General features: G+C 60.0%; 4 protein-coding genes. All 4 read right to left on the minus strand.

Annotation, left to right across the window (positions count from 1 at the left end):
- A partial coding sequence (locus tag U1A24_RS16850; RefSeq protein WP_322323148.1) for a helix-turn-helix domain-containing protein occupies positions 1-362 on the minus strand: 362 nt, incomplete at its 3' end.
- A gap of 203 nt (positions 363-565) precedes the next feature.
- Positions 566-1,495, minus strand: coding sequence for a ParB/RepB/Spo0J family partition protein (locus U1A24_RS16855; RefSeq protein ID WP_322323149.1), 930 nt, complete (start codon positions 1,493-1,495; stop codon positions 566-568).
- Positions 1,485-2,630, minus strand: a complete 1,146-nt coding sequence (gene repA, locus U1A24_RS16860) for a plasmid partitioning protein RepA (RefSeq protein ID WP_164517418.1) — start codon at positions 2,628-2,630, stop codon at positions 1,485-1,487. The genes U1A24_RS16855 and repA overlap by 11 nt, the downstream gene beginning before the upstream one ends.
- A gap of 293 nt (positions 2,631-2,923) precedes the next feature.
- A partial coding sequence (locus U1A24_RS16865) for a recombinase family protein (protein ID WP_322323150.1) occupies positions 2,924-3,565 on the minus strand: 642 nt, incomplete at its 5' end.

Raw genomic sequence — 3,565 nt, forward strand, 5'->3', positions numbered from 1 at the left:
ATGCCGCCATACCGCAGGGGGAAGCGTTTGCCGTTTGCCGAGTTCTTCCGGTCAATGAGGCCGGCTGCGTCAAGACGGCCCAAGCAGCGACGTAGGGTCCTCTCATCGATGCCGTTTGCGCGCTCAGACAAGGAGGCATTGGAGGGGAACACAACGGTAAGTTTGGGTGGGGTCTCACCACTTGTGGTTTGTCGGTCACGGGGAAGAAAGCTGATCAGGGCCGTCAAGACTGTGATGTCGTTGCTCGTCAGGCCAAGTTCTTTCCGCAGGGCGCGTACCGGTCCCAGAAGTTCGTAGATAGTAGGGCAGGCAATAGCTCTCGGTTCCGCCATGGCGGTTCGTGCTTGAGTGACATGTCTCATAGTGTTTCGGAAGAAAAAGCTTCCCCGTTCACCGCGAGCGGTGTTGAACTCGATTCGTTTTGGGGGTATCAATCAGGTGTCGAGACTGATTGAGGCCCTTCGGAAGCACCGCTTTCGGGGGGTCTTTCCTTTTCTAGCCGGTCCTCCTTTCGTTTTCTGCTCGTTGCTCTTGATGTCTTGACCGCGGTCAAGACACGGGGTCGTCACTCTGGGCCATCTTGACCGCGGTCAAGAAGCTCGCTGATCAGCTTCCGGATGGCGTCTTCAACGCGCGGGGCAAGGTCAGCGTCCACATCGATGGTGATGCGGTTGCCTTTGCGGCCGATCTTCACGCGCTCACCTTTCTCAACCCTGGGTGTAGCTGCCTTGGTGGTCATGAACAGCGTAACCGCTGCGTCAAGTCGGTCTGGGCCTGGCAAGTTACGGGGGATTTCGCGGGCAACTTCTTTGGCTCTCGCGACGTCCTTCTCGCACAGTCTGAAAAGCTTCTCCCAGATCCGCCGACCAACGCCGTGTGCAGGTCCGATAGCCTGGATCAGCTCCATCGGAATGCCGGTGGCGATACGGTTCATTCGCGAGACGAGCGACTCGTCGATCTGAAGTGCCCGATAGGCGATGGTCTGGGCGTTCTTGCGTGTCTCGTCAGTTTTGCCAAGTTCCCGAATGATCCCAGCGACGAACAGGGCCCTCTCGATAAACGAGGGGTCTTGGCGAGCATTGTTCTCTACGCCCTGGGCGATCAGTGCTTCCTCTTCGGTCATCTCCATGACCGTGGCGCGCACTTTCTGACCAAGTTCACGACAGGCGAGAAGCCTGCGGCGTCCATAGACGATCTCAAGTGCCCCGTCTCGGGTTCGGCGGACAAGAACCGGAACCTTTTGCCCATGCTCACGGATCGACGCGACGAGCTCCTCGAGGCCATCGCTCGGATCGATGCGATCCATGACCGCGGACATTCGCACAGTGCTCGGGTCGATCAAGCGCGTGGCGTGTTTGTCTTCTTCCAACACCGATGCTTGCGCTCGAGCGACAGTTGGGCTCGTGCGCTTCAGATCGACATCCGCATCCTCATCCGACGTTGACGCTTTACCCATCGCGTTCTTGAGTGAGTCCCCGAAGACCTTACGCGCCATGACTACGCCCCCATGCCTTGAGGATTTCGCGCTCAACTTCATCGGTCACGCGTGAAACGGACTCGATCGCACGCTCGTATGTTCTGCGGTTCACGTCGCGAGGTTCGACCTCAAAGATGCTCTGCTGGGTGTTTGCGGCATCACCTACCGCCGTCGACTTCAGGAACTCGGCAGGGAGGACCGCATCGCCAAGGACCGTCCGAAGCAGAGAAGAGATCTGGACCTGTGGACCGTCGGTGTTCTCGTACCGGGTGATCAGCACCCGAACGAAGTTCAGGCCGTGCTCGGGAGCATGCGCCTCGACGACGCCCATCAGGTTGCTCGCCATGCCGAGAAAGCTAGCCAGAGACATCACATCAAGCATGGACGCGTTGAGCGGGATCAGGACCCCAGTGGAAGCAAAGAGGGCGGAGATCACCGAGAAGTTCAGCTGCGGCGGCGTGTCGAAGATCACCACATCATATCGGCTCAAGACAGGCTCAAGCGCTTCACGGATCCGACTGTGGAACGTGGTGGCACCGTGTCTGAAGCTCAAAGCGACCTCAAACTCGTACTCCATGATGTCCATGGAGGCCGGGATCAGATCGACTGTCGGGAAGTTCGTTTTGCGAATGATATCTGAGGCGGGCAGGGGCCCCTCGGATCGGATCAGATCGTAGGAGGTCGGCATGTCCGGATCGAGCTCAGGGGTAACCCCGAACAGGTTTGTCAGACTTGCCTGGCTGTCGAGGTCGATAAGCAGGACCCGATAGCCGCGAAGGCCCAGAAGCTGACCAACATGAGCAACGGTCGACGTTTTTGCGCTGCCGCCCTTCAGGTTGAAGATCGTCACGACCTGGCACGGTTCGCCGGCTCTTCTGTGAGGGTGTTCATCGGGCTTGATCCTACCCGTCTCAAGAAGGACGCGTTGGGCTTCTACCATGTCCTCGGCAGAGAAGCTGCGGCGGTTGCCACCCTCGAGGATGCCTTCCGGAAAGCCTTCGAGATTTGACACATGATGGCGGAAGGTGTTCTGGTTGATCCGAAGCAGATCGGCGGCTTCCCGCATCGCGAAGCGACGGAGACCCTTCTGGGCATCCGGCGGGAACGTCTCCTGCGCATGTTCACGCAACCGGCTACCGAGCCGCTTGGACATGACATCGAATCTTTGGGAGGCTCGTATCCCGCTCATCACTGCCCTCAAGTCTTTATTGTTTTGTAGACCTTAACAGTTTTGGTGAGTAAATCCAGCCCAATCCGTTGAGCGGCCTAGAGGTGTTGAGGCGGCAGATTTCTGACGAGAAAAAACCCTGAAGTATCAGCGTCTTGGGCAACCTTGTTCGCAGAGCACTTCAACAGTTCGTAGCCCGCGATGTCATGGCCACTACATGTATTGTCGACGCCTACATAACGCAGATCTTCAGAATCGCGCGACCGATTCCCACGACTTCACGCAAGCAGCCCCAGCCTCTCAGCCCTCTCCAGCAGCATCTTCACGGATGACGGCTGCCAGCTTGTCCGCCCGCGGGGCGTGCGCTCGCGCATCGCTTCCAGTCTGGTGCAGATCGCCTGAAGCGTGATTTCGGGGTCCGCGCCCTTGATGGCAGCGACGATGGCGGGCAGGCGGTCGTCGGTTTCGCGGCGGCCGGCGCGGTCCAGTACCGTGGGCGGCAGGAAGCCGTCCCGGACATAGGCGTTGACCGCGCGCAAAAGCCGGCCTTGCGTCCATTGACGCTCGTGGGGCAGGGGGCCGTTGACAATGCGCACCACATCTTCCCAGGCTAAGTCGGGCCGCAGGCGGCGGACATGTGGCACCCAGTCCTGCGCCGTTTCGTTCAGGCGTTCCATGTAGCCATCCTGCCGCGCCAGCCGCACCTTGCGCAGCGCCGCGGGATCGCGGGCGCGCAGGCCCGGATTGCCGCCAACCCGGCCTTTGGTTCGTGCGCTGGCCAACCCGGCCTTGGTGCGTTCGCGGATCAGGGCGCGCTCGAACTCGGCGGCGGCGCCCAGGACCTGGAGGGTGAACGTGCCCTGCGGCGAGGACGTGTCGATCGGATCCATGAGTGAACGGAAGAAAGCGCCCTTCGCCTC

It is taken from the genome of Cypionkella sp. (assembly GCF_034376685.1).
In the GTDB taxonomy this organism is placed as follows: Bacteria; Pseudomonadota; Alphaproteobacteria; order Rhodobacterales; family Rhodobacteraceae; genus Cypionkella.

Excerpts from the sequence above, each read along its gene's own strand:
- repA (WP_164517418.1), bottom strand. The coding sequence starts at position 2,630 with ATGTCCAAGCGGCTCGGTAGCCGGTTGCGTGAACATGCGCAGGAGACG.
- U1A24_RS16855 (WP_322323149.1), bottom strand. The coding sequence starts at position 1,495 with ATGGCGCGTAAGGTCTTCGGGGACTCACTCAAGAACGCGATGGGTAAA.